This is a genomic window from Streptomyces sp. NPDC058773, from assembly GCF_042746015.1.
Taxonomy (GTDB): domain Bacteria; phylum Actinomycetota; class Actinomycetes; order Streptomycetales; family Streptomycetaceae; genus Streptomyces.
On record NZ_JBHYPE010000029.1, the window covers coordinates 63,948 to 89,957 of the forward strand.

Here is a 26,010-nt window from a genome sequence, read left to right on the forward strand (position 1 = left end):
GGTGCTGCTTTCGGCCGTCACGGGGTGGGCGAGCGGCGTGACCGCTCCGCCCTTCGCCCACCGCCGCTCACCACAACCGAAGGAACGATCACTTCATGTCCGCACGCACCCTCCCCGAGGCAACCTTCGCCCGCACCGTGCTCGGCTCCGGCCCGGGCCTGGCGCTGGCCCACGGTGCCGGCAGCAGCATCGCCGGCACCTACGGTCCGATACTCGAGGGCCTGGCCGCCGACCACACCGTGGTCGGCGTGGACTACCCCGGCAGCGGTGACACCCCCCGCTCCACCACCCCGCTGTCGCTGGACGACCTGGCCGACCAGCTCGTGGCCGCAGCCGTCGCCGAGGGCCTGGACACCTTCGCCCTGCACGGCTACTCCATGGGCGGCCCGGTCGCGATCCGCGCCGCCGCCCGCCACCCCGAGCGTGTCACCGCCCTCGTCCTGAGCGCCACCATGGCCCATTCCAACAATCAGCAGGCCCTCACCGTCAAGGTCTGGGGCAAGCTCGCCGCCACCGGCGACAACCGCCTGGTGAGCGAGTTTCTCTTCCCGCACGCCCTCAGCCCCCAGGCCATGGAAGCCATGCCCGCCGAGCAGCTCGAGCAGGTCATCGCCTACGCCGCCGCCGACATCGCCGAGGGCACCGTCGAGCACGCCGACCTCGTCAGCCGGATCGACGTCCGCGACGACCTCGCCGGCATCCGCGTGCCCACCCTGGTCATCTCCACCACCGCCGACCACATGGCGCCCCCCACCCTGCACCGCCGCCTCGCCGAGAGCATCCCCGGCGCCGAAATCGCGGAGATTCCCACCGGCCACCTGCCCATGGTCGAGCGGCCCGAGGAGTGGCAGCAGCTCATCACCAACTTCCTCAAGCAGCACCGCGCCTGAGCCATACCGCCGGGGGGGGGCCGGGCGCCCCCCCCGCGGGCCCCGGCCCACGGGCTACAGCACCAGGGCGCCCGCGCATCGGATGGAGTAGGCCAACCGGCGCCGGGCCGCGCTCGTTTTTAGCGTGGGCCACATGTCTAGCGTGAGTTGGGCCCCCGTCAGAGTCGTTACCGCCGCCACCGTTTGTGCCGCGAGCCTGTGGGCCGCGCCCGGTCCGGCAGCCGCCGATGGCCCGAACGGCATCGACGATCTGCGGCCCGGGGCACACGCGGCCGAATCCGCCGATGTCGAGAGCCGGCTGGACGAGCGCGGTGTGCAGTTCCTGCCCCGGCCGGACGTACCCGAGCCGCCGGACGTCTCCGCGCTGTCCTGGATGGTGACGGACATGGCGAGCGGCAAGGTCCTCGCGGCCAAGGACGTCCACCGGCCACTGCCGCCCGCCAGCACGCTCAAGACGCTCTTCGCCGTCACGGTGCTGCCGAAGTTCGCCCAGGGGGCGGTGCACACCGTCTCCTGGGAGGACCTGGCCGGCATCGAGGCGGGCAGCTCCCTCGCCGGCCTCAGGGAGGACACGCCCTACCAGGTCGCCGATCTGTGGCACGGCGTCTTCCTCAGCTCGGGCAGCGATGCGGTGCACACTCTGGCCGGCATGAACGGCGGCTGGCGCAAGACCATCGACGACATGCAGGAGACGGCCCGCCGCCTCGGTGCCCGCGACACCAGGGTGGAGTCCGCGGACGGATTCGACACGCCGGGCCAGGTCTCCTCCGCCTATGATCTGGCGCTCTTCGGCCAGGCCGGGCTGACCAACCGGGACTTCGCCCACTTCGCCGCGACGAAACGGGCCGAGCTGCCGCAGGACGGCGGCCCGGACGCGTTCACCATCCAGAACACCAACCGGCTGCTGGTCGGCTCACACGGCGTCAAGCCGTACGACGGCCTGATCGGGGTGAAGAACGGCTACACGACCCACGCCGGCAACACCCTGATCGCCGCCGCCCGGCGCGACGGCCGGACGCTGCTGGTCACCCTGATGAACCCGCAGTCCGGCGGCCGGAACGCCGTCTACGAGGAGACCCGCGACCTGCTGGACTGGGGATTCGAGGCGGCTCCCCGGGCCGCGGCCGTCGGTGTGCTTCCCGCCATGGAGCCCGATGAACGCACCGGTGAACTGCGGCCCGTCACGCACCGCCCGCGGGCCGTGCCGCTGCACAAGGCCGGGGTCGCGGCGGAGGGCGCACCGTTCACGCGGTACTGGTGGTTCCTGTCCGCGGCTGCGGCCGTCGCGGTCGTCGCCGTCGCCGGGCTCGGCACGGTGCTGTGGCGGCGCCGGCGCCTCTCACACGAGGGCCCGAGCGGCGAGTCCGCGTCCGCGTCCGGGTCCGCGTCCGGGTCCGGGTCCGCGTCCGGGTCCGGGTCCGGGTCCGCGTCCGGGTCCGAGCCCGGCTCCGGCTGAGGCCTCCTACCCGCCACCGGATGTCGTACATCCATCCGATCGGTCAGGGATACGGAGGACGTCCGATGGCCTTGCCCGGTGAAGGGCGACGCGTCCGTCACGGTTGTGCGGCCTGCCGGGCGTTGCTCGGTGTAGCGTCCTGATCAGCTGTCGTGGTTCCGAAGTGCCGGACGCCCGTGTCGCCTTCACGGGCGTTCTTGCTGTGTGGCGCGTCTCCGGGCCAGGCGATCACCTCCGGGTTCCGCAGCGTGCGGAAGCCGATTCGAGCCCATTGAACGAAGGAGACGGAAATGGCTTCCGGCACGGTGAAGTGGTTCAACTCGGAGAAGGGCTTCGGCTTCATCGCCCAGGACGGCGGTGGCGCGGATGTCTTCGCCCACTACTCGAACATCGACGCCACGGGCTTCCGCGAGCTCCAGGAGGGCCAGAAGGTGACCTTCGAGGTCACCCAGGGCCACAAGGGCCCCCAGGCGGAGAAGATCCGGCTGGCCTGAGGCCGACGGACGCACCCCTCGGTGCCCGCCCCCGACCCCCGGGGCGGGCACCGTCGTGTGCTGCGCGGCACGGTCTCACCCGGTCGGCGCATCTGAGGCAGCGTGCCGACGGCGGGGGCCGGCACCGGCCGCCGATCTTCCGGATTCCGGATGTCAGGGGGGACGCGGCCGTGCGGTCCACGCACTGATCATCCGTGCGCCGTAACGGCCTGACGGTGAGGCCGGCGCCGCGCGAGGCGCCGGTTCGATCCGCGGCTCGATCCGCCGGTTCGATGCGCCGGTTCAGGTCCGCGGCGGCTGATCCGGGCCCTGCCCGCCGCCGAACTGGTCCTTGAGCTTGTCCTGGGCGGTGTCGACCTGGCCCTGGAACTTGCCCTGGGTCTTCTCGTCCGCCGTGTCGCCGGCCTTGTCGACGCCCTTTTCCGTCTGGCTTTCGTGGCCCTTCAACATGCTCTTGATCTTGTCCATCATGGACATGATGCGTCCTCCTCACGAGGGTCCCCCACGACTCCAGCATCGCCCCCTCCCAGGTGATCTGCATCCGCGCGCCGGGGGCACCGACGGGCGCCCCGGCCGCCCGTCCCGCCCGGTTCAGGAGCCGCTCGGGACGGGTGCCTTCATCCGGTCGCTGATGAACTTGATCGAACCGGCCGCCATGCCCTTCTGGTAGTCCCAGGCGTTGTGCCGGCCGCCGGGGATGATCTGCACCGCGGTGTGGATCGGGCCCTTCCCGTAGGACTGCCGGAAGCGCTGTATGGAGGCGGTGACCTTGCCTGATTCCCGGGAGCCGGCCTGGAAGGCGAGGTACACGTCCGGACCGCCCTTCCGCAGCAGCCGCTGGGCGAGCTTCGCCGGATCGTTGGCGTCCTTCTCCGCCTGGTGGCCCGCCCACAGCGGCGAATCCGGCGCCAGGTCCGGGCCGCTGGCTATCGCCGCCTTGAACTTGTCCGGGTGCTTCAGCACCGACTTCAGCCCGGCGAAGCCGCCCGAGGACGAGCCCATGAAGGCCCAGCCGTCGCGGGACTTGAAGGTGCGGAAGTTGGCCCGGGCCAGCTGGACGACGTCCTCCGTCAGCCAGGCCCCCATCTTCTGGCTGCCGGGAATGTCGCTGGCGTCGTGGTACTGGGTGTCCGGGTTGAGCATCGGCATCACCACGATGAACGGCAGGCTCTTGCCCTCCGCGGTCCACCGGGTGAGGTTCTCCTGCAGCTCGATGTCGCCGCCGACCCAGTAGTTCGTCACCCCGCCCGGTTCCTTGGGGCTGCCCAGGCCGCCCGGCAGGGCTATCAGCACCGGGAACCCGCTTTTGGCGTACTTCGGGTCCGCGTATTCCTTCGGAGCCCAGACCCAGACGCTTCCGGTGACGCCGGACTTCTGGCCCCGCAGCGTCGCCCGCGCTATATGGGTGCCGTCGTCCAGGGTCCGGGTGATCCGGAAGTCGCTCTTCGGGCCGGTCGGCAGGAGGGTGTCGTCATCGACGGGCCGGGCCCGCGCGGCACCGTCGCCCTTCCCGCCGGCATTGAAGTCCACCGGCTTTCCGGCGTCCGAGCAGCCGGCGAGCAGCGAGGAGGAAGCGGCGAGTGCGATGGCGAGCGCGACGGCGTAGGGGCGTTTCAAGGGGGGCTCCGCGGCTGGATGATCACGTTCAAGTGCTCATAAAGAGGGAAAAGGGGCCGCGGAGGTTCCCCCGCCGGGAGCCGGGGCGCGGGCCTCGTCTCACCCGTATGAAGCAGCGTCTGCCCGGGGATTTCCAGCGGGCGGTCCCCGGCCCGCTCGACGGGCAGGGTCCCGTGGTCCGGCCGAGAATGCAGCGGTGAGCGATGAACACCGCAGTGCCGATGACCCCGCGCCGCGCGCCGTGCCGTGTGACGAGGAACGACGGCTCGCCAGGAAGGCGCTGGCCGGCCATGCGCGGAACGCGGACGACCTGTCCTTGTTGATGGACATGCTGGGCCTGGACCCGAGCCGCGACCCGGACCACGAAGCGCCGTACGGCCATGAGGCGGGCGCCGGCCGGGAATGTGACGGCGGTCCGGGGAGCGGGCGCGGCCCCCGCCGTGAGCGCAGGCCGGCACCACGCCGGGACACCCGGCCACGGTGGGGCGGGCCACGGACGTAACCCACAGCCGGGGCCCGTCCGGCCGCCCTGGTCGGCCCTCGGACCGGGACCCTGCCCCGCCCCGCTCCGGCGCCGGACTGATCGTTCGTCACATCGGGATGCCCTGCCAGGACGCCCGCCGACCGTGCCGTAATGCCTCGTGGCTGAAGCGGTGACAGACTTGCCGGGCAGGCTGAGCATGCTGCTACCAGCCCGGAGGAGGCCGCGGAGATGGCCGGCACAGGCGAGACGGGGCGGCCCGCGGCGCGCCCGCGGGCCCTGGTCACCGGCGCCACCGGCTACATCGGCGGCCGCTTGATCCCCGAGCTGCTGGCGGCCGGATTCGCCGTACGGGCACTGGCCAGGACACCCGAGAAGCTGCGCGACCACCCCTGGGCCGGGCGCACGGAGGTGCTGCGCGGCGATGTCACCGACGAGGAATCGGTCCGCACCGCGATGGCCGGAGTCGACGTCGCGTACTACCTGGTGCACGCCCTGGGCAGTGGTCGCCGCTTCGAGGACACCGACCGCCGGGCCGCGCGGATCTTCGCCCGGCAGGCCCGCGCCGCCGGCGTCCACCGGATCGTCTACCTCGGCGGTCTCACCCCCGCGGGCGTCCCGGAGCGGGAGCTGTCGCCCCATCTCCGCTCGCGTGCCGAGGTCGCGGACATCCTGCTGGCGTCCGGCGTCCCCACCGCCGTGCTGCGCGCGGCCGTCATCATCGGCTCCGGCTCGGCCTCGTTCGAGATGCTGCGCTATCTCACCGAGCGGCTGCCGGTCATGGTCACCCCCAGCTGGGTCCGCACCCGCATCCAGCCGGTCGCCGTCCGCGATGTGCTGCGCTATCTGGTCGGCTGCGCCCGCCTCCCCGATGACGTCAGCCGGGCCTTCGACATCGGCGGGCCGGACATCCTCACCTACCGCGACATGATGCAGCGCTACGCCCGGGTCGCCGAGCTGCCCGAGCGGCTGATCCTCCCCGTGCCGATGCTCACCCCGCGCCTCTCCAGCCTCTGGATCGGCCTGGTCACCCCTGTACCGCCGGGTCTGGCCCGTCCGCTCGCCGCATCACTGCGGTACGAGGTCGTCTGCCGCGAGCACGACATCGCCCGTTACGTCCCCGACCCGGACCCGCCGGGCCATCCCATCGCCTTCGACGACGCGCTGGAACTGGCGCTGCGCCGGGTACGGGACGCCGAGGTCGCCACCCGCTGGTCCAACGCCGCGGTGGCCGGAGCGCCGAGCGACCCGCTGCCGACGGACCCCGACTGGGCCGGTGGCAGCCTCTACACCGACCGGCGGGAGCTGATCGTGGACGCCCCGCCCGAGGTGCTGTGGCGGGTGGTCGAAGGGATCGGCGGCGACAACGGCTGGTACTCGCTGCCGCTCGCCTGGGCGGTGCGCGGCTGGCTGGACCGGCTGGTCGGCGGGGTGGGGCTGCGCCGGGGGCGACGGGACGCAGGGCGGCTGCGGGTCGGCGACTCGCTCGACTTCTGGCGCGTCGAGGAGGTCGAGCCCGGCCGGCTGCTGCGGCTGCGCGCCGAGATGAGGCTCCCCGGCCTCGCCTGGCTGGAACTGACGGTAGGCCGCGATGCCCGGGGCCGGACGCTCTACGGCCAGCGGGCCCTGTTCCACCCGCACGGACTGACCGGCCATGCCTACTGGTGGTCCATCTCGCCTTTCCACACCGCGGTGTTCGGCGGTATGGCCCGCAACATCGCGGCGGCCGCGGCGACCGAGTATCGAAGCGACGCCGGTGCCCTGCGCAGCCCTGATCGATCGTCAAGCTCCTGTAGCGGCCGCTGACTGACGTACGGCACGTCCGATGGACGGCATGCCGACGGCGGGTTCCCGGGTGCGACGCCATCCGGGAACCCGCCGTCGGTAGGTGCTCAGTGGTGGGTCACCACACCGGCCGCCATCCGGCCGCAGTTGGAGCCGGAGACGCTGACGCTGACCGACTCGATCGCGCCGCCCCAGTCCACACAGATGCCCTTTCCGGGCAGGTAGACGGGTCCGGCGTAGGAGGTGTACTGACCGCTGTCGTAAACCCAGTCCGAACTGCCGTTGGTGGCCGTGAGATAGCTGTACATGTACACCCGCTTGCCGGGGCTGTTCCGCACCGTCACGACACAGTTCTTTCCGGACTTGGCGCTGTACGTCAGGTACACGGTCCCCTTTCCGGTGACCGGTACGGAATTCACCACCTTGTAGCCGCTTCCGCAGGCTCCGTTGTACGCGGCGGCCTTCGGTGCGGCGGACGCGGTGGTGGCGGTCGCCATCGTGGCGATACCCGCCACGGCCAGTGCCGCGGCTCCTGCGATGGCACGAGAACGCTTCATGGATTGCCCCCCGTTGGGTCAGTGCGTCGCGTGGTCATTTCGCAGTGTTGGACGGCGGCCGGTGGCGGATGGTTGTACCGCGACATGAATTCGCCGTGATGCCGGAGGAGTTGACCAAAAAGGTGTCCGGCCGGTGCAACGGCTGTCGCGAACGGACACAAAGCGACCGGTCCCCGGGCGCCGTGAGGGGCGCGCCGGGGACCGGTCGTCGGGAAGATCAGCCGCCGTTCGCGAGGACCCTGAGGCGGGTGTACGAGCCGTTGAAGCGGTTGCGGTCGCCGACCGTGTGGCCCGAGGAGGTGTGCTGCCAGATGCTGTGGAAGCGCCAGCCGGCCGGCAGCGCGCCCACGGACGAGCCGTACCGCGGGATCCACAGCGGGTTCGTCCGGCCGAACTTGCCGGAGTTGCCGGTGCACCGCTTCCACCAGTTGGTGGAGGTGTAGATGACCGCGTGACGGCCGGTCTCCTCCTCGTACGTCTCCACGAAGTCGCGGATCCAGTTGACCATTCCCTTGTGGCTCTTGCCGTAGCAGGTCGCGCCGTAGGGGTTGTACTCCATGTCGAGCGCACCGGGCAGTGTCCGGCCGTCCCTGGACCAGTCGCCGCCGTGGTCGGCGAAGTACCGCGCCTGGGAGGCGCCGCTGGAGTGGTCGGGCAGCGCGAAATGGTACGCGCCGTGGATCATGCCGGAGTTGTAGGAGCCCCTGTACTGATGCGTGAAGTACGGGTTGGTGTAGCTGGTCCCCTCGGTGGCCTTGACGTATGCGAACCGCACCCCGGACCTGCGCAGCGAGGACCAGCCGACCTTCTTGTTGTGGCTGGAGACGTCGACGCCGGACACGCCTCTTCTGGACGAGGCCCGCGCCCCGGAACCGCCGGCCGCCGCCCGGTCGCCGCCCTCGTGGGCCATGATCGTGGAACCCATCCAGTCCTGCTCGGGGTGGGCGGGTCTCTTCTCGGCATCTGACGCCGTGGCGGAGCCGGGCAGCGCGAGGGGCAGAGCGAGCACGGAGAGGAGAGAAACGAGAGTTCCGGCCGCAAGAGGGACTGTACGGCGGGCCGGACCGGATCTGCGCAAGGGCATCGCATGCCTCCGAAGGCCTTCGGTTGAGTCAGGTTCGGCAGCTTTTGAGCAGAATCCTGCCGATAAGAGACATATACGCAGAACTGCCTGACTCTATGACCCAATGGCCCGTCAGTCCGCCGACCGGCCCTGCATCTCACCCGTCCGGCGGGCGGAAGCGGTCAGGCACGCCCCCGTGCCGGGCCTCCGGGTCGCAGGGACGAGCGGAGCGGGCCCCGGCTCTCGCCAGGACCCGCTCCACCGCGCAGCGGCGAAAACGCGCCATTCCGCCGCTTCGCAAGCTGCTCTATACCGAGCCTTCCGGCTCGTCTGTGTGGTCCGTCATGTCCGTCGCCTCATCTGGCTGGGCCGGCCTGGGGTGCCGGTGACGGCTCTTCGGCTCCGTCGGCTCAGTAGGCCGAGTCGACGTTGTCGATCGAGCCGTAGCGGTCGGCCGCGTAGTTGGCCGCGGCGGTGATGTTGGCGACCGGGTCGGTGAGCTTATGGGGGGTGCCGGCGACGTGGTAGGCGTCGAAGGTGGGCTGGATCACCTGGAGCAGACCCTTGGAGGGCACGCCGTTGATCGCGTTGATGTCCCAGTCGTTGACGGCGTTGGGGTCACCGGCGGACTCCCGCATGATGTTGCGGTGCAGGCCCTCGTAGGAGCCCGGGATGCCCTTGGCCTTCATGATGGCCAGCGACTCGCGGATCCAGCCGTCCAGGTTGTTCGGGTAGTCCTTGACGGCCTTGCGCTCGGCGGAGCGGTTGGCGGCCTGCTGGGCGCTGTGCTGCTTCTCGACTGCGGTGACCTTCACGTGGTCGGCGACCGAGGCGGTCACCGGACGGCCGGTCCTGGCGTCGTCCGCCTTGGCCGGCTGGCCCTTCGCACTGACCGGCTTGACCGCGGCGGGGGAGTGCTCAGAAGCGGCCTGAGCGGTGTCCGGAGCCGAGGTGAGGGCCAGGCCCGAGGTGGCACCCGCGGCGGCCAGAACGGCCACGGCGACCTTGTGGGTACGGGTGATGCGGGTGATCCGGGCGGCGCGGGGCAGGGTGAAGCTGGGCATGCAGAGTGACCTCTTCCAGGTACGGGGACGGGGAGGCGGCCATTTGTTGGCGGCGCGTTACGAACCGGAGGTCTTTGCTGCGTGCGCCGTTGGGCGCTATTCGCAAGCTCGCTCTCGGTGCGTCGGAATCCATGGTTAACGCCCGTCCCGAATCGAGGCAATGGTGCTCTGTACTACTCATCTTCGTGAGATAAACCCGGATCGCTGAAGTGATAAGCGTTTCTGGCAGCGTTGGCCCGGAACGGGCGCATGGATATCGACTAGGCAGGCTCGTAAGTGACATACATCGCGTGCCTCGGGTCACCCGATAACGCCCTCAAAAGGCAGCTCGGCGCCCGGGGATAAGTTGCCTGGCTCACACCGGAATTAGCCGCCCACGGTATCGGTTCCACCGCCGGTGGCGGCGAATTCATCCGGCCGCGGGACCGGTGCGGGGAAGGGGGAAGCCGTAAATGTGACGAGGGGCATTGAGGCGGCCGCCAATAGGGCGGGTAATTGTGCCCTGATTCACTATCGGCGTGCCCTGTTGCGTGGTGCCGCACGTGGCGGGGAAGGGTGGCCCGGCTCGGCCGTTGGTGAGCGGTCCGCTACGGCAATACGGCGGTGCCGCTGGTCCGTTCGCAGCAGCGCCCGGGGCTGTCGCATGACTCCGGGCCGCCCGCCCCGGAAGGTGGCACCGCACACCGTCACCACTCACCGTAGGGACATGCTGATGCTGCGTCGTATTTCCGTTGTGCTCACCGGTCTTCTCGTCACCGGCTTCCTCGCGACCGGTGCAGCCGCCGCCGCGCCGGTCGACGGCCGCCACCAGGACCGCCTCACGGCCAAGGAGCGGCAGGGACTCCGTATTGCCGGCGAGGTTCTCGACACCCTCTTCGGTGACGGCCTTTCCCGGCGCGACCGGTACTGACCGGTGGCGCCGGGGGTTTGAGGCCCGGCGCAGGTGCCACCCGAAACGGCAGTGGCCCCACCCGCGGGATGCGGGCAGGGCCACTGCCGTTGCTGTGTCCGGGGCCGCCGCGCGGCACCCGTATCAGTCCTGTTCCGCCGTGAGGGCGGTCGTGTCGCTCGGCTCAGTAGGCCGAGTCGACGTTGTCGATCGAACCGTAGCGGTCGGCCGCGTAGTTGGCCGCGGCGGTGATGTTGGCGACCGGGTCGGTGAGCTTATGGGGGGTGCCGGCGACGTGGTAGGCGTCGAAGGTGGGCTGGATCACCTGGAGCAGACCCTTGGAGGGCACGCCGTTGATGGCGTTGATGTCCCAGTCGTTGACGGCGTTGGGATTGCCGCTGGACTCCCGCATGATGTTGCGGTGCAGGCCCTCGTAGGAGCCCGGTATGCCCTTGGCCTTCATGATGTCGAGCGACTCACGGATCCAGCCGTCGAGGTTGTTCGCGTAGCGCTTCGGAGCGGCCTTGTGTGCCTTGTGCACCTTGGGAGCCTTGGGGGCGGCCTTCGGCGCGACCAGGGCCTTGCGCTCGATGGAGCGGTTGGCGGCCTGCTCGGCGGAGTGGTCCTGCTTCTCGGCCGGGGCCACCTTGAGGCCGGCGGTGACGGACGCGGCGACCGGCTGGGCCTGCTTGCCGTTGTCGGCGCGGTCCTTCGCGGTGAGCGGCAGGCCGTTGGAGCTGACCGGCTTGACCGCGGCGGCGCCGTGGGCGGCGGTGGCCTCGGCGTTGCTGGGCCCCGCGGTGAGGGCCAGTGCGGCGGCGCAGCTCGCGGTGGCCACCAGCGCCGCGGAGACCTTGTGCGTGCGGGTCATACGGCTCATGCGGACGGTGCGGGGCAGGGTGAAGTTGGGCATGCGGAGGTGACCTCTTCCAGGGCTTGGTGGCGGGGGAAACGGCCTTCGGTTGGCGCGTGAGGACCGAGGGTCATTGCCGCGTTTCGCCGCTCTGGCTGAGATCGCGGTGTCGTTCTCGGTGCTACCCGGAACATGGTTAGCGCGGGCCCAGGATGGTGGCAAAGATGCCTTGTACTACCTATCTTCGTGAGATGGGGCGAGATGTCCGTTATAAATGCCGCACATCGCGGTATACGCGCGGCAGGGCCCCGACTAGGAATGCTCGTACGTGACGTACGTCGCGTGCCCGGCATCACGCGGCACGGGCTCCGCATTCCGTTTCAGGGCACCGCGGAGTTGCCTGGCTCACACGGTGAAGCGGTAATTCCGCAACAGGTGCCGAAGGGCCGGCGACGCCGAGTGGCCTCCTGTCGCAAGCGCCCCCTGTGGCAGTCCACAGGGGGCGCGACTGTGCGACGGTAAAGGGGGGAGGGGGCGAGGGCGGTAATTCAGTCCGCCAGCAGCCGCGCGGCGAACTGCTCGATGCGTTCGTGCCAGGCATCCAGCGCGGCACCCACGTCAAAGCCCTGCGGGCCGGTCTGGGTCAGATCAGGCGGGGGCCGTGGCCGGTGCCCTGGCCCAGCTCCCAGCGCACCGTGCCCTCCGGGTGCCAGCGGTAGGCGAGCACCCTCGGGGCCGTGACCTCGGTGACCCCGGAGGGGAACCACTGCCCGATGTGCGCCGGGTCGGTGATCGCCGACCAGACCTTCGCGGGCGGATGGGTGAGCCGGCGTTCCATACGCAGTGCGGTGCGGCCGTCGGCGGTGGTGAGGGTGTCGGAGTGCGGCTTCATCGGGGGTCGTCCTCCATGGCGTCGAGGTGCCGTTTCCGGGGGTACCTCCCAGCGTTGGCGGGGGGAGAGTCCAGGCTCCCGGTCCACAGGTGCCGGTAGTGGGCGAGCCAGGCGTCCAGCTCCGCCAGGGGCTCGGGCCGGAGCTCGTACCAGCGGCGCTGGGCGTCCTGCCGGACCCGGACGAGCCCGGCCTCCCGCAGTACCCGGAGGTGCTTGGAGGTGCCGGGCTGGCTCAGCCCGAGCTGCTGCGTCAGCTCGCCGACCAGCCGCGGACGCTCCAGCAGCAGGTCGAGGATCTTGCGCCGGCTCGGCTCCGCGAGTACGTCGAACGGGAGGGGCATGGCCTCAGCATGCCATTCGAGTTATATAGCCGGAAGAGAATGCTGGTGCTGGTGCTGGTGCTGGTGCTGGGAACGGGGCGGGGGCCAGGGCAGCCAGGGCTCACGCGCACGCCGTGCCGGCCGGTGACGGCTCCTCGCGCACCACCGGCGCCAGGCAGGGCGCCGAGCTCAGCGATCCATCGGTGAAGAACCGCGCCGCCAAGTCCGCGACTTCCTGCGGGCGTTCGAGCACCACCCAGTGATCGGCGTCCGGAATCGTGAGGAAGCGGCTGCCCGGGATGGTGGCCGCGAAGTCCCGCTGCCGGGCCGGGGAGGTCACCGTGTCGTGCTCGCCGCTGAAGACGAGAGTGGGGACACCGGTCAGCCCGCCGGAGAAGTCCGGGCGGTCCGAGATGCCGCGGAGCAACGAGTCGACCGCGTGCTGGGAGTTCCGGGCGGCATGCAGCATCGCGCGCCGGACGTAGCGGTAGGCCAGCTTCCGGCGGGCGACGTGCCGGCGGTCGTCGAGGCACATCAGGCCCTGCGCGACCAGGGTGGCGAAGGCCTCGACGTCGCCCTGTACGAGATGGTCGGACGCCCGCCGCCACAGCTCGACCTGGGCGTCGCTGATGTGCGTCGGCACGCCGCCGAGGGCGAGCCGAGCGATGCGCCCGGGGAACCGCAGGGCGCACCCATAGGCCAGCCCGGCCCCGTACGAGAAACCGAAGAGATTGATCCGCGGCACGTCCAGATCGTCGATGATGCGCTCGATCGCCGCGCACACGACCTCGATGCTCGGCCCCGGAGGGAGCGGGTCCGCGCTGCCCATGCCCGGCAGATCGGCGGTGACCACGTCCGCCACCGGCCCCACGTGATCCTCCATCTGCGGCCAGCCGTACATCCCCTGCAGGGCACCGCCCAGCACCACTACGGGCTCGGTGATCCGCGTCGGCTGTCGCAGCCGCCGGTAGGCGAAGGACACTCCGCGCACCGACAAGGAGCGGATCATTTCCTCGGACATGGCAGTTCCTTCTCGGGGCACCGGGGGGAGGGGACGCGCCGGGCGGGGCGCGCTAGCGGGTCAGTACGAGCGCGGCGTTGTGCCCGCCGAAGCCGAGCGACGTCTTGACGGCGCAGTCGAACGCCGCCGGCCGGGCCGCGCTGCGCACGATGTCGATCGGGATCCGCGGATCGGGTACCTCGAGATTGGCGGTCGGTGGCACCAGCTGCTGCTCCAGGGCGAGCACGGTGAGCGCGGTCTCGATCCCGCCGGCGGCACCCAGCGCGTGCCCGGTCATCGCCTTGGTCGAGGTGACCAGCGGGTGCTCGCCGAGGACCCGCCGCAGCACGGTGGCCTCGACGCGGTCGTTGACGACCGTCGAGGTGCCGTGCGCATTGACATGGCCGACGTCCCGGCCCTCCACCTGGGCGTCCGCCAGCGCGCTGCGCAGCGCCCGCTCGATGCCGTTGCCGTCGGGGTCCGGGGCGACCGCCGCATAGGCGTCGCTCGATGCGCCGTAGCCGCGGATATGGGCGCGGACGGGGGCCCGGCGGGCGCTCGCGTGCTCGGGCCGCTCCATGACGAGGAGCCCGGCGCCCTCGCCGACCACGAAACCGTCCCGGGCCGCGTCGAAGGGGCGGCAGGCCGCGGACGGATCGTCCCGGCGGGTGGAGACCGCCTTCATCTGGCAGGCGCTGGCGATCAGCAGCCGGGACAGCACCGACTCCGCCCCGCCCGCCACCGCGATGTCGCAGACCCCGGCGCGCAGCAGCTGGTGGGCCGTGCCCACGGCGACCGTGCCGGAGGAGCAGGCCGTCGCCACGCCCATGCTGGGGCCCTGTGCGCCGAGGTCCATGCAGACGCTGCTGGCGGCGCTGTTGACGACGGTCAGCGGGGCGAGCTTGGGGGAGACCCGGCGGGCGCCGCGCCGGGCCATCGCGACATGCTGCTGGTCGTAGAAGGGCAGCCCGCCGTGCGCGGAGCCGATCACCACCGCGACCCGGCTGCCGTCCCAGGACTCCGGGTCGAGACCGGCGTCGGCGACGGCCTCCCGGGCGGCGATCACCGCGAGCTGCGAGAAGCGGTCCATCAGCCGCTGGGTGGCCACGCCGAGGAGTGCGGTGGTGTCCAGATCCGTGACGGTGTACATGAAGTCGCAGGGCAGATCGGCCAGTTCTTCCTGGTGGTGCACTCCGTCGGGCACTGTTTCCTGGGTGACGGAGTGCCAGGTGGCCTTCGCCCCCACGCCCGCCGCGGTCACCAGCCCCAGTCCCGTCACTGCCGCGGAGAACGGCTCCTGGCGGGCCGTCATGCCGGCACGTTGCCGTCGACGGCCGTCACCAGCTGGCCCACGGTGTTCCGCGGGGTCAGCGACACCTCGTCGAGGTCGAGGTCGAGCCGCTCCTCGATGAGGACGCGGAGCTCCTCCAGTGCCAGGGAGTCGAGGCGCAGGCTCCGCAGCGGAGTCTCGTCGGTGATGTCGGCGGGGGCCACCCCGAACCGCTGGACCAGCAAGGTGTTGACAACTTCTGCCGCTTTCACGTGGCGCTCCTCCGCTTGTCGTAGGCGATGCTGCCAACCGCGTCGTGGGCGGGATTTCACCGGCGGCTCCGGCTGGTTTGACCACCCTTTATACGCCTTTGCGCCGATGAGGCCCCAACCTTGGTAGCTCAATGGGGTGATGAGCGACCGGGGTGGAGAACCCGTCCGCACCTCGCCTTGCGGACACCGCGGAAAGCACCTACGTACGTAACGCCGCGGACCGCCGGGAGGTACGGGGCGACTGGCGGCGGACTCCGGAACCTCCCGGGGTCAGGCCTCGTCCAGGGCGCGCGTCACCCGGCCCAACAGGCCCTGGAGTGTGCGCAGTTCCTCGATGGTGAGGCCGGTGGCGGCCAGCATCCTGCGGGGGACCGGCAGAGCTTCGGTGCGCAGTTCGTCGCCGGCCGGGGTGAGGTGGATGGTGACCGACCGCTCGTCCTCGGTGCTCCGTTCGCGCCGGACCAGACCGGCCGACTCCAGGCGCTTGAGGAGGGGGGAGAGGGTTCCGGAGTCCAGACGGAGGCGTTCGCCGATGCTTTTGACCGGCTGGGAACCGTGCTCCCACAGGACCAGCATGACCAGGTACTGGGGGTAGGTCAGGCCCAGGCCCTTCAGGGCGTCCCGGTAGACGCCGCCGAACGCGCGCGAGGCGGCGTGCAGGGAGAAGCAGACCTGGTGGTCGAGGCGGAGCAGTTCGGCGTCGGGTACCGGGGGCCTGGTCGCGGAGGTCATGGACCCAGGTTAGCCCGCGAGCCATTTAGTTGCGCACAACTTAGTTGCGCGCAATTTGGATGTGTGCAACTGTGGTGGCCGTCGGGCGGCCGGGGAACGGCCGCCGCGCTATCGAAGGGGAACCGTGATGGACGCGCTGTACACCGCTGTCGCCACCGCCAATGGCCGTGAGGGCCGGGCCGTCAGCTCCGACGGCCGGATCGACCTGGCCCTGGCCATGCCGCCCGAGCTGGGCGGCAACGGCGCCGGCACGAACCCGGAGCAGCTCTTCGCCGCCGGATACGCGGCCTGCTTCGCCAGCGCGATGAGCAATGTCGGCCGGCAGATGAAGGTCGACACCAAGGACGTCTCGGTCACCGCCGAGGTCTCCATCGGCAAGGACGACACCGGCTTCGGCCTGGCCGTCGTCATGCGGGTGGAGCTGCCGGAGACCCTCGCGGGCGAGACCGGCCGGCAGCTGGTCGAGGCCACCCACCAGTACTGCCCGTACTCCAAGGCCACCCGCGGGAACATCGAGGTCGAGCTGGTCATCGAGTAGGGACGGGCGGCGCCCGGTGGGCCGGCCCCGGTGGCGTGCGGGTCCGGTCCGCCGGGCCGGGGCGGCCCGGGACGCGTGCGGGGCGGTGAACTGGCCCGCACGACAGGCCCGCCGGACCCGGCCCGGCCGACCGTGTCCGACGGGCCCGGCCCGCTACCCCTCCCGCTCAGGCGTCATCGGCCGCGTACACCCGCTGCCCTCCGACGAACGTCTGCAGCACCCGGGTCGCGGCGATCTCGTCGTCCGGGCCGTCGAACGGGTCGCGGTCGAGCACGACCAGGTCGGCCAGCTTGCCCGGCTGGATGCTGCCGGCGTCGTCGAGGTGGTTGGCGTAGGCGCTGCCGGCCGTGTACGCGGCGAGTGCCGCGCCCAGGTCGATGCGCTGCTCGGGCAGGAAGACCGGCGCCGACGGCTCCTCCGGCGCCCGGCGGTTGACCGCGACATGCAGCGCGGCGATCGGGTCGGGGGAGCTGACCGGCCAGTCGCTGCCCGCTGCCAGGGTGGCGCCCGAGCGCAGCAGGTCGCCGAACGGGTACTGCCAGGCGGCGCGCCGGGGCCCCAGGAACGGGATGGTCAGCTCGTCCATCTGCGGCTCGTGGGCCGCCCACAGCGCCTGGATGTTCGCGGTCGCCCCGAGCCGGCGGAAGCGCGGAATGTCCTCGGGGTGCACGACCTGGAGGTGGGCCAGGTGCGGCCGGGTGTCGCGCAGCCCGTTCGTCCGCCGGGCCGCCTCGACGGCGTCCAGCGCCTCCCGTACGGCCCGGTCACCCAGGGCGTGGAAGTGCACCTGGAAGCCCTCGGCGTCGAGCTGCGTCACATAGGTCCGCAGCGCTTCGGGGTCGATGAACGAGATGCCGCTGTTGTCGGAGGCGCAGCCGCAGGCGGTGAGGTAGGGGGTGAGCATGGCGGCCGTGTGGTTCTCGGCGATGCCGTCCTGCATGATCTTGACGCTGGTCGCCCGCAGCCGCCCCGCCGTCAACTCGGCCCGCCGGGCGATGAGTTCCGGGATCTGCTCCGCGCCGCGGGCGCGGTCCCACCACAGCGCCCCGGTCACCCGGGCGGTGAGCTTTCCGTCGCTCCGCGCGGCCACGTACGCGGGGGTGGCGTCGGGCATACCGGGGGCGTAGCCCAGCATCGCGTCCTGCCAGGCGGTCACCCCGTATCCGTGGAGCAGGCGCTGTGCCCGGAGCAGCCCTTCGGTCTGCTCGGCGAGCGTCGGTTCCGGGATCAGGTCGGCCACCAGCTGCATGGCGCCCTCCTGGAGCATGCCGGTCGGCCGGCCGTCGGCGTCCCGCTCGATCCGCCCGTCGGCCGGGTCCGGCGTACGCTCGGTGAGCCCGGCCCGCTCCAGGGCGCAGGAGTTGGCCCAGCCGCCGTGGTGGTCACGGTTGACGAGGAACACCGGACGGTCGGGAACGAGCCGGTCCAGGAACTGGCGGGTCGGCGTGCCGCCGGGGAACGCCTCCATGGACCATCCGCCGCCCGTGATCCAGGGAACCTCCGGGTGCTCCGCCGCGTACGCGCTGATCAGTTCCCGGTACGCCTCCGCCGTGTCCGCCGCGCTCAGATCGCACAGCGCCAACTCCCGCCCGCCGCCGACCGGATGGACATGCGCGTCCTGGAACCCGGGGACCAGCAGCCTGCCGTGCAGATCGACGACCTCCGTGCGGGGCCCGGTCAGCGCGCGGACGTCCTCCTCGTGCCCGACGGCGACGATGCGGTCGCCGCGCACCGCCACCGCGCTCGCCCGGGTGCGTGCGGAGTCGACGGTGTGCACGGGACCGGAGAGGAAGACGAGGTCCGCGGGGCCGTCGGCGGCGGAACCGGGTGTGTGGGCATCCGGGGTGGTGCTGAGGTCCATGGGGTGAGTGCTCCAGTGGTGTGGGGAATGTGGTGTGGGGAGTGTGGTGGCCGCGAGGGCCCGGACGGGTGGGGGAAAGGGGTTCGGGATGGATCCGGGGTGGTCAGCCCTCCACGGGACTCGGGACCGGGCGGCCGTCCCCGTCCATCGGCAAGGTGAGCGCATCGGCGTCCGTCCCCCGGCCGGTGCGGAAGTACGGGGCGCGGCGCACCCACTTGGCCCAGGCGGCGGTCGCCAGTCCGGCCAGGATGAAGAGGGCGGGGAGCAGCAGCATGAACCAGCCGTTGTCGGGGCTCGCCTCGAAGTGGTCGCTCATGGTCGCGTAGTCCCAGACGAGGTAGCCGCCGAGCCCGAACAGCGACAGTGCGCTGGCTGCCGGCACGACCACGTCCCGGAGTGCGCGCACGGCCCCGGCGCGCAGGCTGTCGCGGAAGCGCACCGCACAGGCGAGCGCGGTGAGCCCGTAGTAGAGGGCGACGGTCAGGCCGATCGAGTTGACGGCCGTGAGGATCATGTCGTTGAGCTTGGGGATGCCGACCGCGAGCACGGCGAGCAGCGCGGCGAGGGCCATGATCAGCAGGGTGCCCACGGCGGGCGAGCCGTAGCGCGGGTGCACGCGCTGCCACACCGGGCCCAGCGTCCGGTCACGGGCCATCGCCAGCGTGCCGCGGGCGGTGGGGATGACGCTCGACTGGAGCGAGGCGAAGGCGGAGCACATCAGGGCGGCCAGGGGCAGCGAGGCCCAGGGCTCCGGGGCCAGCTTGGCGCCGAGGAAGGTGAGCGCCTGCGGCCCGTTGTGCACGAGTTCCCCCGTGCTCATCACCCGCTGGAAGGCGAGCGCGCCGACCAGGAACAGTCCCATCATCACCACCAGCGCGATCAGTCCGCCGCGGGCCGCGTCGGAGGTGCTGCGGGTCTCCTCGTTGACGCTGAACGCGGCGTCCCAGCCCCAGTAGAAGAACACCGCCAGCACCATCCCCTGGGCCACCGCCTGCGGCGAGCCGATCTCCAGAGGGTTGAGCCAGGACAGCGAGAACGGCTGGTCGCCTATGAGCAGGGCGTAGCCGCAGAAGACCAACAGGACCGCGTACTCGAAGATCAGCAGCGCCATTTGGAGCCGGGTCGCGGCCCGCACGCCCGTGATGGCGGTGACGGTGACGACGACCAGCGCGACCAGGCCCACGGCGGTGCTGACGCCGGTCGAGGCCGGGTCCAGTCGGAGCCCCAGGACGCTGTACAGGCCCAGCTTGTTGAGGAACTGGAGCACGACGGAGCCGGTCACCGCCCCCGTATACGCCATGAAGATCACGTTGCCGACCAGCACCACCCAGCCGGTCAGGAAGCCGGGCCAGGGGCCGATGGACCGGCCCACCCAGGTGTAGCCGCTGCCGCAGTTCGGCTCGCTGCGGTTGAGCCGGGCGTACGACAGCGCGATACCGAGGATGGGCACGAAGGCCAGCAGCAACAGGGCAGGCGTCTGCCGGCCGGCGTACGCCGCCAGGGTGCCCATGCCGATACCGATGCTGGTGGTCGCGGCGGTGCTCGACGCGGCGATCGCCACCCCGTCCTTCACCCCCAGCGAGCGGCGCATACGCGCCGGGCCGGGGTCCTGCTGCACTTCGGAAGGCATGGCACTCACTCCTTGGACGGCGGGCCGGTCCGGTCGCGGCCGGACCTGGGGGAACGGGGAGGCGCGGGCGGGGGTGGCGGAGCAGGGCGACGCGGGCCGGGCCCAGGGATCGGGGCCCGGCCGCCTCGTACGGAAGGGGGTGGTGCGGGATGCGGCACCGCGGCGGTCCGTGTATGTCCGCCGATGAAACAGGCCGTTCAATCTTGTGTCAACGGTGTTGACGTAACCTGGTGATTAACTGGCTCCGGGAAGGGTCAGGGGCCGGGGCCGGAGCGAAGCGGAGGGGTTCTGCGTGGCGGAGAGCGAGCGCGTCCCGGTCGAGCGCAAGCGTCGACGGCGGACCAGTTCAGGCGTGGTCCTGTCGGCCGATCTCATCGTCGACGCCGCCTGCGAACTCATCGACGCCCAGGGGACGCAGGCCTTCACCGTGCGCAAACTCGGCGCGGCGCTGGGCGCCGATCCCTCCGCCGTCTACCGCTACTTCCGCAACACCGAGGATCTGCTGCTGGCCCTGGCCGACCGCCTCATCGGCGAGTCCATGGCCGACTTCGCCCCCAGCGGCGACTGGGCCGCCGATCTGCACGACCTCGGAATGCGCGCGTACCGCTCCGCGCTGCGCCATCCGCAGATCGCCGCGTTCAGCACGGTCCGGGTCACCCGCCGGCCCCATGAGCAGCGCACGGTCGACACGGGCATCGGGCTGCTGCTCCAGGCCGGCTTCGACGACGCCACCGCCGTCCGGCACTACCACACCCTCGTCGACACCGCCCTGGGCCATGCGGCCATGGACGCCGGCGTCCTGCGGCTGGCTCCCGCCCAGCGCGCGGCCGACGAACAGGCCTGGCAGGAGGAGTACGGCAACCTGCCCGCGGACGACTTCCCCGTCCTGCACCGCGTACGCGAGCACCTGCCGCTCATGGGAGGCTCGGCCGTCGAGTCCGCCCTCGCTCTGCTCATCGCGGCCATGCGCCAGGAGGTGGCGGAGCGGTCGGGGTGAGGGGCGGGGCGAGCCCCTGTCGCCCTCGTGGCGGGCGCGGCGCGGGAGATGAATTCCCTCACGCAGAGAATTACCGGATGGGTAGCCGATAGAAGGCATACCGTGAAAAATTCTCCGCCCTATATTTCCGAATTGTTCGCCTGTATTCCGATTCGCCACCTCACGCTCTGCACTCACCCGTGCCGCCGCCCGGCCCCCGAACTGCCCCTTTCCCCCCTGACGCTTCCTCAGTGCCGCCCCACTTGATAGACACGTCCGAATCATCCGCAAGTGGCATGGGACGCGCACCATGAACGACCGCAACACCTCGGAACCCCGGATACCGGAGCCTCAGACATTCGAGGTCGACCTCACCGCGCACGAAACCCGGCGGCGGGCCGAAGTCCTTGCGGCCCTGGGTGACACCTGGGACCCCATCGCGGCGATGGAGGGCGAGGCCGAGGCATACCGGCTCCTCTACTCCGGCCTGGACGCGGAGCAGCAGGCCACCTACGACGCGCTGGTCGCCGCCGGGGTGCTGCCGGCCTCCGGGCAGGCCTGAGCATGCTGCCGCTCGACCCCACCGCCGACATCGGCCGCCGGGCCTGGGTCCCCTGCCCCCGCTGCCAGGACCACCAGGGCTGCGCGACCTGCCTCGACGGCCGTACCTGCGCCGACCACTGGCGCTACCTCCTGTCGAACAAGGGCAGCGTGCTGCATCTCCAGTGCCCCAACTGCACCCATCTGTGGGCCTGGCAGTCGGGCTTCGGGGCCGGCGGCCGCAACGACGGCTGACGCCAGTCCCGCGGGCGGACGGCCCAGGCCCGGCCCCTCCCCGGCCGTCGGCTCTCGACGCGGACCGGGTCCGCCGACGGGGCGCCGCTCGCGGCCTTTCCCTTCAGGTGCGCTGCGCCCGGCGACGGGCGGCGGTAGCGTGCGGGACATGGAGCTGCAAGCACGATCGCTTTGGCTGTTGACCGAGCCGCTGCACGCGGTCTGCTACTTCGACGAGCGGTGCCGCAACCTGGGCAAGGACCTCGGTCTCAAGGGTTTCTGGATGGGGTACTTCGCCTCGCGCACGGCACCCTTGGGGGCGGTGGAACCGGCGGCGGCCACGGCCGTCCTCGGGGTGTTCGCCCCGGGCATGGTCGCCCGCGCGCTGCCGGCGGCCTGGGGCATCGTCAGCCCGGCCCATGCGCTCGACGAGCGCGGCAGCCGTGCGGCGGACGCCCTGCGCGGGATCGACCCCGGTCTGGAGCACGCGGCGGCCGAGCTGCTGCCCCCGCTCCAGGCGGTCGTCGACGACGCACCGGCCACCGCACGGCCCCTGTTCGCCGCCAACCGCGCCCTCTGCGACCACGCCGACCCCGTCGAGCGCCTGTGGCAACTTGCCACCACCGTCCGGGAGTTCCGGGGCGACGCACACCACGCCGTACTCGCCGACGAGGGCCTGGACGGCTGCGAGGCGCTGGTCCTGGCCGCCGCGTCCGGTCGGGTGCCCAAGGACACCATGCGGGAGGACCGCGGCTGGAGCGAGGCGGAGTGGGCCGCCGCAACCGACCGGCTCCGCTCCCGGGGCCTCGTGGACGCATACGGCGACGCGACCGACCACGGCCGACGGGAACGGGAGCGCATCGAGGAGGCGACCGACCGGCTGGCCGGCCGACTGCTGCGCGCGCTGCCCGAAGCGGAGACCGAGCGACTGCTCCAGGGCCTGGATCCCGTCGTCCGGCGCATCCTGGCCGCCGATGTCCTCCCGTTCCCCAACCCGATCGGCCTGCCCCACCTCGACGAGCCGGTACGACGCGACCCCGGAGCCTAGGCCCCCTGCCGCCCCCTCTCCTTGAGCTTCCGCCCCAGATCCATCGTGTCGGCGGCGGGTGGCGCCTGGACCGTGACCGGCTTGCCGCGGTCGAGGATCCGTATGGTCACGTCCAGCGGTCCCTGAGCCGCCTTCGCCCGCTCACGGAACTGCACCGTGCGGTCGCCGGGGCCGACCCAGAGATCGAGATGCAGCTTGCCCACCCCGAGCTGCTGATACTGCTCGATGACCTTCGCCCGGCGCCCGGCAGCCGGCGGACCCGCGACGCCCCGCTCCTCCGGCAGCTCCGCCACGTCGACCACCCCCGCGTAACGCGTCGTCCGCACCCCGTCGACGGTCTCCTCGCCGACCTTCCTGACGTCATCGGCCCGGCGGAGCAACGACGCCTGCGCCGCCGGGTCCTGGTCGGCCTGCCGCTGCATACCCCCGAAGGCGTCGGCCCCCGCGTCCGCCATGGCGAGCTTGAGCCAGTGCTTGCCGTCCAGCAGGGCAGCCGCTTGCCCGCCCCCGCCGAGATACACCGCGTCCCCCAGCAGCCGCACCGAGAACTCGCCCTCCTTCAAGCCCCCGGACGCCGTCATCCGCATGTCGACGGCGCGTGGACGGAGGCTGGACGATGCCTTGCCCTCGACGGTCCCCTGCCCGGGGACCTTGCCGGAGACGCGATACGACAGGGAGTTGAGCGCGGCGTCCTTGTCGACGGCCCTGCGCACCGCGGCGACCGTCGCCGCGTCGGGGCGCTGCGACGCGGCGGAGCGGGCATCGGAAGGGCCGTCGGCCGAGCACGCCGCCGTGCCGCACAGCGCGGCGGCGGTGAGCAGCGCCCCGGCGACGCGGGACGAGATACGGAAGCGCTGAGCCATGGTCCCCCCATGAACACCTGGAAATGCGAAGATGCGACTGATCCAGACCGTAACTCATGGCACTGACAATCGGTCTTGCGTCTTTACGCGGGCCTCTGGCCAGGGCATGTGACGCCAGATGGGGTCCGGGGCGGTCCGCGGCCGCGCATTCAGGACGATTTTCATCTGGTGGTTCGATGGGTGCTTTGGGGTGCTTTACTGCGCCCGATCGGGACACCTGGTGCCACGAGCCGTTGAATGGGTATGGATCCTAGAGAGTTGTGGGACCGCAACGCCGTCCTGGCAGAAGCGTTTTGCCTGGGTGACGAGCGTGTGCGCGAGGCGCAGGCCAGGCTTGACGAAGCCCAGGCCGACCGGTCGCGGGTGCTGGCGGCGTTCGCGGTGACGGTGGGGAGCACCGGCGCGGTGGCCGGCCTGTTCGGTCTGAACGAGCGCGAAGTGCGGATCGCCCGGCGCACGGTGGGCAAGGAGGACGCCCGCGCCGTCGCCGACGAGCTGCTGGCGGCCGCCACGCCCGCCGCGCCCCCGCGGGAGCCCGAGGAGGCCGCTCCGGCGCCGGAACCCGCGGTTGATTATTCCCACCAGAATCCGCCCGCCGGAGCGCGCCCGGCCGGCGCCACCCGCGAGGCCACCGGCGGTGTGGGGGCGCCGGAGCAGACCTGGTCCCCGGCGATGGACGCGGTGCTCATCGGCAGTTGGCAGACCGGGGTGGACCTGCGCGAACTCGCCGCTGAATTCGGGCTCGACCTCACCCGCCTGGTTACCCGGGCCCAACAGCTCTCCGCCCAGGGGCGGTTCTACCCGGGGCCGGTGGAAACCCATGCGGGACGCCATCGGCGCGGAGCCGACGTTCATGAATCCGAATACAGCATCCCCGCACAGCAGACGGCCTCCTGGAACGCCGCGGCCTCGGGGCATCACATGGCGTCCGCATGGCACACGGGCACGATGCCGTCGCCGGAGTCCGTGCCGGACATGACCGCCCTGGCCTCCGAATGGGACAGTGCTCTCGCCCCGTGGGGCACCCTCGCCCCCTCGCACGAGGAGCCGGTGGCGGCCCATCAGCCCTGGGCCCAGTACCACCTGAGTTCCTGATATTGGCACGGTTTCTGGCGGATGACGGGAAGGAAGCAGGCCGCGCCATGAGGAGGGAGGACGCGCGGGCGGGGGCGCCGGGTGGGCCGGGGGGAGTACTGGAGGGGAAGGTGGCGCTGGTGGCCGGCGCCACCCGGGGTGCCGGGCGGGCGATCGCGGTGGAACTCGGGCGCGCGGGCGCCGTTGTGTACGCGACCGGGCGCAGCAGTCGGACCGCCGGCCGGTCGGAGATCGACCGGCCGGAGACGATCGAGGAGACCGGTGAGCTGATCGCCGCGGCCGGGGGCACCGGCGCGGCCCTGCGGGTGGATCACCTGGACAGCGATCAGGTCCGCGACCTCGTCGGGCGTATCGACCGGGATCACGGCCGCCTCGACCTCCTCGTCAACGACATCTTCGGTGGCGACGCCTACGCGCAGTTCGGCACCACCCTGTGGGAGCACGATCTCGGCGGCGGGCTGCGGATGCTGCGTATGGGCATCGACACCCACGCGATCACCAGTCATCACGCGCTGCCGCTGCTCATCCGGCGTCCCGGCGGGCTGGTGATCGAGATGACCGACGGGACCGCGGAGTACAACGCCGCCTACCGCCATCACGAGGGCTTCTACTACGACCTGGTCAAGGCGGCGGTGCAGCGGATGACGCTGGCCCAGAGCCATGAACTCGCCCCGTACCGTGGCTCCGCCGTCGCCGTGACCCCCGGCTGGCTGCGCTCGGAGAAGATGCTTGAGGCGTTCGGTGTGACCGAGGGCAACTGGCGGGACGCGACCGCCGACGTGCCGCATTTCTGCATCGCCGAGTCCCCGGTCTATGTCGCACGGGCGGTGGTCGCGCTCGCCGCCGACCCGGATGTCGCCCGCTGGACCGGCCAGGTCGTCTCCAGCGGGCAACTCGCCCCGCTCTACGGGTTCACCGACACCGACGGCACCCAGCCGGACTGCTGGCGCTACCTCGTCGAGGTGCAGGACCCGGGCCGCCCCGCCGATGACACCGGCTATCGCTGACGGTTCCTCGTGCGCCGCCTCGTGGCACGGCGGTACCGCGGGGCCGGGCCACCGGACGTCACTTCGTGATCAACGGAGAGTAGGGCTTGTCTTCCGGTGTGTAGACGAGGACGAAGTCCTTGCCGGTCTCGACGGCCACCTCCCGCATGCGGGCCAAGGCGTCCGCCTCCGTGGGAAGGGTGAGGCCAAGGGCCGTGGCGGCGCGGCCCCGTTGGGCCGGCAGGTCCGGCATGTCCTCCAGGTAGTCCGCTGCGACTTCCCGGCTCTCCTCCTCGGTGAATGTGCGGCAGTCGCGCCACCACGGGGCGACCAGGAGGAGTCGCAGGAGTTCGGGCAGACCGATCGCGAGGAGGGCGGCCCCTCCCTCGGAGTCCGCGTACAGGACCGGGCGTTCCTCGCCGCCCTCGCCGCAGAAGAAGAAGGTGCCCCCGGCCCCGTCACCCGCGAAACCCTCCAGCGCGGCACCCGAAGCGAGGTGGACCTCCTCGACGTGATCGCCTCGGCCCAGCTCGAAATCGCCTGGCCAGGCAAGGAAGTCGGTGGCGTCGTCGTGTTCGCGGATGGCGGTGATCAAGGAGTCCAT

Annotated in this window: 29 protein-coding genes; 13 read left to right on the forward strand and 16 right to left on the reverse strand. The window is 71.4% G+C overall.

The features are described from left to right. Positions 1-95: 95 nt before the first annotated feature. The 3 genes from ACFW5B_RS23800 to ACFW5B_RS23810 all read left to right on the forward strand — a co-directional run bounded on the left by ACFW5B_RS23800 (position 96) and on the right by ACFW5B_RS23810 (position 2,840). Entirely contained in the window at positions 96-890 is a 795-nt protein-coding gene (locus ACFW5B_RS23800) for an alpha/beta fold hydrolase (protein ID WP_386442998.1), read from the forward strand. A 133-nt stretch (positions 891-1,023) separates the two neighbouring features. After that, positions 1,024-2,346: a D-alanyl-D-alanine carboxypeptidase family protein gene (locus ACFW5B_RS23805; RefSeq protein WP_386443001.1), complete on the forward strand. Its 1,323-nt coding sequence runs from the start codon at positions 1,024-1,026 to the stop codon at positions 2,344-2,346. A 290-nt stretch (positions 2,347-2,636) separates the two neighbouring features. Continuing rightward, complete coding sequence (locus ACFW5B_RS23810; RefSeq protein ID WP_006601696.1) at positions 2,637-2,840, forward strand: cold-shock protein; 204 nt, start codon at positions 2,637-2,639, stop codon at positions 2,838-2,840. A gap of 282 nt (positions 2,841-3,122) precedes the next feature. Here ACFW5B_RS23810 and ACFW5B_RS23815 read toward each other — a convergent pair whose 3' ends face one another. Both ACFW5B_RS23815 and ACFW5B_RS23820 read right to left on the reverse strand, forming a co-directional pair. Beyond that, complete coding sequence (locus tag ACFW5B_RS23815; protein ID WP_386443004.1) at positions 3,123-3,317, reverse strand: antitoxin; 195 nt, start codon at positions 3,315-3,317, stop codon at positions 3,123-3,125. A gap of 114 nt (positions 3,318-3,431) precedes the next feature. After that, complete coding sequence (locus tag ACFW5B_RS23820; protein ID WP_386443006.1) at positions 3,432-4,457, reverse strand: alpha/beta hydrolase; 1,026 nt, start codon at positions 4,455-4,457, stop codon at positions 3,432-3,434. A 196-nt stretch (positions 4,458-4,653) separates the two neighbouring features. On the opposite strand from ACFW5B_RS23820, the gene ACFW5B_RS23825 reads away from it, so the two are divergent. Both ACFW5B_RS23825 and ACFW5B_RS23830 read left to right on the forward strand, forming a co-directional pair. Continuing rightward, complete coding sequence (locus ACFW5B_RS23825) at positions 4,654-4,959, forward strand: hypothetical protein (RefSeq protein ID WP_386443009.1); 306 nt, start codon at positions 4,654-4,656, stop codon at positions 4,957-4,959. A gap of 210 nt (positions 4,960-5,169) precedes the next feature. Further along, a complete protein-coding gene (locus tag ACFW5B_RS23830) occupies positions 5,170-6,744 on the forward strand; it encodes an SDR family oxidoreductase (RefSeq protein ID WP_386443012.1) in 1,575 nt (524 codons plus the stop codon). An 86-nt stretch (positions 6,745-6,830) separates the two neighbouring features. Here ACFW5B_RS23830 and ACFW5B_RS23835 read toward each other — a convergent pair whose 3' ends face one another. The 3 genes from ACFW5B_RS23835 to ACFW5B_RS23845 all read right to left on the reverse strand — a co-directional run bounded on the left by ACFW5B_RS23835 (position 6,831) and on the right by ACFW5B_RS23845 (position 9,407). Further along, the gene (locus ACFW5B_RS23835; RefSeq protein WP_386443015.1) at positions 6,831-7,280 is read right to left on the reverse strand and encodes a spore-associated protein A; all 450 of its coding nucleotides are present in this window, start codon (positions 7,278-7,280) and stop codon (positions 6,831-6,833) included. Between the two features lie 217 nt (positions 7,281-7,497). Further along, positions 7,498-8,364, reverse strand: a complete 867-nt coding sequence (locus ACFW5B_RS23840; RefSeq protein ID WP_386443018.1) for a lysozyme — start codon at positions 8,362-8,364, stop codon at positions 7,498-7,500. 389 nt (positions 8,365-8,753) lie between these two features. Then, positions 8,754-9,407, reverse strand: a complete 654-nt coding sequence (locus ACFW5B_RS23845; RefSeq protein WP_386443021.1) for a transglycosylase SLT domain-containing protein — start codon at positions 9,405-9,407, stop codon at positions 8,754-8,756. Positions 9,408-10,113: 706 nt separating this feature from the next. Between ACFW5B_RS23845 and ACFW5B_RS23850 the strand changes: the two genes are divergently transcribed. Then, entirely contained in the window at positions 10,114-10,317 is a 204-nt protein-coding gene (locus tag ACFW5B_RS23850; protein ID WP_386443023.1) for a hypothetical protein, read from the forward strand. Between the two features lie 163 nt (positions 10,318-10,480). Here ACFW5B_RS23850 and ACFW5B_RS23855 read toward each other — a convergent pair whose 3' ends face one another. From ACFW5B_RS23855 to ACFW5B_RS23885, 7 genes are all read right to left on the reverse strand, one after another. Next, the gene (locus ACFW5B_RS23855) at positions 10,481-11,209 is read right to left on the reverse strand and encodes a transglycosylase SLT domain-containing protein (RefSeq protein WP_386443026.1); all 729 of its coding nucleotides are present in this window, start codon (positions 11,207-11,209) and stop codon (positions 10,481-10,483) included. 583 nt (positions 11,210-11,792) lie between these two features. Next, on the reverse strand, positions 11,793-12,041 hold the full coding sequence (locus ACFW5B_RS23860) for an SRPBCC domain-containing protein (protein ID WP_386443028.1): 249 nt from the start codon (positions 12,039-12,041) through the stop codon (positions 11,793-11,795). Continuing rightward, positions 12,038-12,382, reverse strand: coding sequence for an ArsR/SmtB family transcription factor (locus tag ACFW5B_RS23865; protein ID WP_386443031.1), 345 nt, complete (start codon positions 12,380-12,382; stop codon positions 12,038-12,040). Before ACFW5B_RS23865 ends, ACFW5B_RS23860 begins: the two co-directional genes overlap by 4 nt. A gap of 100 nt (positions 12,383-12,482) precedes the next feature. Continuing rightward, positions 12,483-13,382 (reverse strand): alpha/beta fold hydrolase, encoded by a 900-nt coding sequence (locus ACFW5B_RS23870; RefSeq protein WP_386443034.1) that lies wholly within the window; start codon positions 13,380-13,382, stop codon positions 12,483-12,485. A gap of 52 nt (positions 13,383-13,434) precedes the next feature. Beyond that, positions 13,435-14,673 (reverse strand): beta-ketoacyl-[acyl-carrier-protein] synthase family protein, encoded by a 1,239-nt coding sequence (locus ACFW5B_RS23875; RefSeq protein WP_386443037.1) that lies wholly within the window; start codon positions 14,671-14,673, stop codon positions 13,435-13,437. Next, entirely contained in the window at positions 14,670-14,903 is a 234-nt protein-coding gene (locus ACFW5B_RS23880) for an acyl carrier protein (RefSeq protein ID WP_386443040.1), read from the reverse strand. The genes ACFW5B_RS23875 and ACFW5B_RS23880 overlap by 4 nt, the downstream gene beginning before the upstream one ends. Before the next feature lie 270 nt (positions 14,904-15,173). Next, complete coding sequence (locus tag ACFW5B_RS23885; protein WP_386443043.1) at positions 15,174-15,635, reverse strand: MarR family winged helix-turn-helix transcriptional regulator; 462 nt, start codon at positions 15,633-15,635, stop codon at positions 15,174-15,176. Between the two features lie 127 nt (positions 15,636-15,762). On the opposite strand from ACFW5B_RS23885, the gene ACFW5B_RS23890 reads away from it, so the two are divergent. Further along, positions 15,763-16,173: an organic hydroperoxide resistance protein gene (locus ACFW5B_RS23890; protein WP_386443046.1), complete on the forward strand. Its 411-nt coding sequence runs from the start codon at positions 15,763-15,765 to the stop codon at positions 16,171-16,173. Between the two features lie 166 nt (positions 16,174-16,339). Here ACFW5B_RS23890 and ACFW5B_RS23895 read toward each other — a convergent pair whose 3' ends face one another. Together ACFW5B_RS23895 and ACFW5B_RS23900 are read right to left on the reverse strand one after the other, a co-directional pair. Beyond that, positions 16,340-18,034, reverse strand: coding sequence for an amidohydrolase (locus tag ACFW5B_RS23895; protein WP_386443048.1), 1,695 nt, complete (start codon positions 18,032-18,034; stop codon positions 16,340-16,342). Positions 18,035-18,137: 103 nt separating this feature from the next. Next, the gene (locus ACFW5B_RS23900; RefSeq protein ID WP_386443051.1) at positions 18,138-19,664 is read right to left on the reverse strand and encodes an APC family permease; all 1,527 of its coding nucleotides are present in this window, start codon (positions 19,662-19,664) and stop codon (positions 18,138-18,140) included. Positions 19,665-19,956: 292 nt separating this feature from the next. Between ACFW5B_RS23900 and ACFW5B_RS23905 the strand changes: the two genes are divergently transcribed. The 4 genes from ACFW5B_RS23905 to ACFW5B_RS23920 all read left to right on the forward strand — a co-directional run bounded on the left by ACFW5B_RS23905 (position 19,957) and on the right by ACFW5B_RS23920 (position 22,462). Continuing rightward, positions 19,957-20,661 carry a helix-turn-helix domain-containing protein gene (locus ACFW5B_RS23905; protein WP_386443054.1) on the forward strand — a complete coding sequence of 235 codons (705 nt, stop codon included), beginning with the start codon at positions 19,957-19,959 and terminating at the stop codon, positions 20,659-20,661. A gap of 289 nt (positions 20,662-20,950) precedes the next feature. Continuing rightward, positions 20,951-21,202 (forward strand): DUF6400 family protein, encoded by a 252-nt coding sequence (locus ACFW5B_RS23910; protein WP_386443056.1) that lies wholly within the window; start codon positions 20,951-20,953, stop codon positions 21,200-21,202. Positions 21,203-21,204: 2 nt separating this feature from the next. Next, positions 21,205-21,435: a hypothetical protein gene (locus tag ACFW5B_RS23915; protein ID WP_386443059.1), complete on the forward strand. Its 231-nt coding sequence runs from the start codon at positions 21,205-21,207 to the stop codon at positions 21,433-21,435. A 148-nt stretch (positions 21,436-21,583) separates the two neighbouring features. Continuing rightward, on the forward strand, positions 21,584-22,462 hold the full coding sequence (locus tag ACFW5B_RS23920) for a hypothetical protein (RefSeq protein WP_386443061.1): 879 nt from the start codon (positions 21,584-21,586) through the stop codon (positions 22,460-22,462). Here ACFW5B_RS23920 and ACFW5B_RS23925 read toward each other — a convergent pair. Beyond that, on the reverse strand, positions 22,459-23,325 hold the full coding sequence (locus tag ACFW5B_RS23925; protein WP_386443064.1) for a hypothetical protein: 867 nt from the start codon (positions 23,323-23,325) through the stop codon (positions 22,459-22,461). The two genes, ACFW5B_RS23920 and ACFW5B_RS23925, sit on opposite strands and share 4 nt — an antisense overlap. A gap of 243 nt (positions 23,326-23,568) precedes the next feature. Between ACFW5B_RS23925 and ACFW5B_RS23930 the strand changes: the two genes are divergently transcribed. After that, positions 23,569-24,420 carry a hypothetical protein gene (locus ACFW5B_RS23930; protein WP_386443067.1) on the forward strand — a complete coding sequence of 284 codons (852 nt, stop codon included), beginning with the start codon at positions 23,569-23,571 and terminating at the stop codon, positions 24,418-24,420. A 47-nt stretch (positions 24,421-24,467) separates the two neighbouring features. Then, positions 24,468-25,427 (forward strand): SDR family oxidoreductase, encoded by a 960-nt coding sequence (locus ACFW5B_RS23935; protein ID WP_386443069.1) that lies wholly within the window; start codon positions 24,468-24,470, stop codon positions 25,425-25,427. A gap of 58 nt (positions 25,428-25,485) precedes the next feature. Here the strand turns inward: ACFW5B_RS23935 and ACFW5B_RS23940 are convergent, their stop codons facing one another. Further along, on the reverse strand, positions 25,486-26,010 hold the full coding sequence (locus tag ACFW5B_RS23940; protein ID WP_386443072.1) for a hypothetical protein: 525 nt from the start codon (positions 26,008-26,010) through the stop codon (positions 25,486-25,488).